The organism is Pseudomonas sp. 05N434 (assembly GCF_056396965.1).
This window is the reverse complement of record NZ_JBFTMK010000619.1, coordinates 1-2,776: the sequence shown is the minus strand read 5'-3', so window position 1 is coordinate 2,776 and position 2,776 is coordinate 1. Positions and strand designations below refer to the sequence as shown.

The following is a 2,776-nucleotide window of genomic DNA, read 5'->3' as shown; positions in this document are numbered from 1 at the left end:
GCCTCGCTTCTCGCTGGCGTATGTTGTTCACGCAATCTTCGTCCTCCAGACACAGCCAGATCAGCGCAGTGGCCTGCTCCACAAGTTCGCTGACCATCCAGCCGTAAACACCCTCGATAACCCAACGCTCTTCACTCGCCGCCACCCGCGCCATTCCCAGTGCTTCGTTGCGGGGACGGGCGATGCTGTGTTCATCGGATACCCAGTGAATCAGGTCGAGATCGGTACAAGGCACTTGCAGATGCTCGGCCAGTCGTTTGGCCAGCCAGCTCTTGCCCGAGCCGGAATTGCCGATGATCAGGGTTCGAGTGAGGTTTAGGGTGGCCGGGTAATGATTACTCATGGTCATTCGTGCGAAGTCAGTCGGCTGTTTCGGACATTTCTGGCGCGATCATTCGCGTCTTCGGCGATCCATCCGCATTGAATTGATAAATATCCTGTGGCTGGCCCTTTTCATTGAAGAACACTTGGCCAATTCCTGCCGAGTTCCACAACCGTTCCCCTGCTTCGGCGTGTTCGGGGATGTGCGGAACAATGCGCATGCGTCGGCGTTTGGTCAGCCAGTTAAGGGACGAGCGGGGCGAGTAGAGCCAACGGTTGAGGCGGTCGAACCATTCGAGCAGGGCGGGTGGGAATTCGTTTTTGATGCCGCTGCTGGTGATCTGCCAGATACGCGGGCCGGCCTTGCGGTGTCGGATCAATACTTCATAGACGAAGGAATAATGCACATCACCGGACAGCACCACGTAGTTACCGGGTGTGCGGGAGTGTCGGAAAATGTTCAGGATCACCTGAGCCGCGCCGCGATGAGCCATCCAGTTTTCGGCGTCCACCAGCAGTGGGTAACCGCACCAACTGAACACGCGCTGTACGGTTTCGATCAATTTGACGCCGAAGATCGGCGCCGGTGAGACGATGATCGCCGAAGAATGATCGAGCAATTCCTGTTGCAGCTCACTGAGCGCTTCCCAGTCCAGCAGGCCCGACGGCTGCTTGAGATTCATCTCGCTACGCCAGCGCCGGGTGCGGGTGTCGAGCACCACCAGCGCCGGGCGGGTGGGCAGCACGTAATGCCACTGCTGAAAACTCAGCAGTTCATCGATCAATTCGTCCTGGATCTCGCTGTCGAGGTGATGGTCTTGCCCCGTGACGCTCAATAAGCGGGTTTTTTCCAGTACGTTGCCAAACGCATCCGGGTTGTTGCCCCAACCCTGACACAACATATAAACAAGCAGCGCGTTGCCGATGATGCGCTTGGAGAACGGATGGTTGTAGGCCGTTTCCTCCCATTGCGCAGAAAGATTCCAGTCATCGGTAATATCGTGGTCATCGAAAATCATCAGGCATGGCAAATGCGCCATCGCTCGCGCGACGCCACCCAGCCCCGCCTTGAACCCATCGATGCGCGTCTGCTCCAGGGCATAACGCTTGCGTCGTTCGGGCGTCAGTGTCGGTGGTTGCGGCGCGATCAACGTCCAGGGCGTTGGCGACCACACCAGCAGGTACATGGCCATGACTTCGGCGAAGGTCACCAAATGATTGTCGGCGCTGCTGCTGGTGAAAATCGGCTTACGCGCCCCACCGAAAAATCGCTCGCGCAGGGTTTCGTTGCTCTCAAGTGCCGGTAACAAATCCGCACGATGGTAGTAGCTGGCCGGATGTTCGTAGAGTTTGGTGCTGACGCTGACCACTGCGCCGTCGAGGTGTTCGTCGAACAACCCCAAGCGTTCGATCAAGGCATGAATTGCACGCAGCATTGGCCCCGCGACATCATCTGCATACACCTGATCGCCGCTCATCATTAATAGAGCCGGACGCTTGCTTGCGTCCGGCTCTGACGCGAGCAACCGGTCGACACACAGCAAGCCATCGGCCGCCGGATGGTGAGGTTTACGGCAGGAGCCATGCAGCAACTGATCGATCTGTGAGCGCAACACAAAGTTCGGGYAGCGCGCTTCGCCATATAGTAGGTGAGGTGCCCATTCGGCGATGCCCGACGGAGCGCCATCCGCCTCGGTGATCAGCAGGTCGTACTCGATTAGCGTGTCGCAGGGCAGGGCGGTGTTCAGCGGTACATCGATTAGATGAATAAAGGCATGAGTGCCGACGGGAATGATCGTGCATTGATCCGCATTGAGGCGGATATCGATGCCTTGCAGGCGCAGCGTCAGCGCCAGCGCACGCGACCCGACCAGCCAGAGCACCAGCCGCGCAGGTTCCAGGCGCCGCAATAACGGGCCGACGAGTACGGGTGGTAGTGATTGATGAGCGTCAGCTAGTGGCAAAGACATGGACATCCCGTTCAAGAATCCTGGCGCAGAGGGGCGCGATCATAGCGCAGCTGGTAAAGAGGGCGGGTTTGTCGACGGGTAATGCAAGCAAAGCCTGGACTGCTCATGAGGCAGAAGTCGGTACTGCGCCTAAGCCGCATGGATTAGGTAAAAATAATTACAACAGGTGGTTGACCACCAAATAAAACACTGTATTATTCGCCTCCCGCTAACGAGGAGTTTGAAACTGAGTTGGCGGCAAGTAGTTGAATTTCATGAAGAAAATTTGAAATTTACTGCTTGACAGCAACAGAGGCTGCTGTAGAATGCGCGCCTCGGTTGAGRCGAAAGMTCTTRACCAACCGCTCTTTAACAACTGAATCAAGCAATTCGTGTGGGTGCTTGTGGRGTCAGACTGATAGTCAACAAGATTATCAGCATCACAAGTTACTCCGCGAGAAATCAAAGATGTAACCAACGATTGCTGAGCCAAGTTTAGGGTTTCT

The 2,776-nt window shown here is 56.3% G+C and carries 2 protein-coding genes; both read right to left on the bottom strand.

Annotated features, from left to right (window positions below):
• The coding region (locus tag AC1DLB_RS26955; RefSeq protein WP_477785999.1) for a P-loop NTPase family protein at positions 1 to 343 on the bottom strand (343 nt) is incomplete at its 3' end.
• Between the two features lie 16 nt (positions 344 to 359).
• Entirely contained in the window at positions 360 to 2,297 is a 1,938-nt protein-coding gene (locus AC1DLB_RS26950) for an alkaline phosphatase D family protein (protein ID WP_477785998.1), read from the bottom strand.
• Positions 2,298 to 2,776 lie beyond the last annotated feature (479 nt).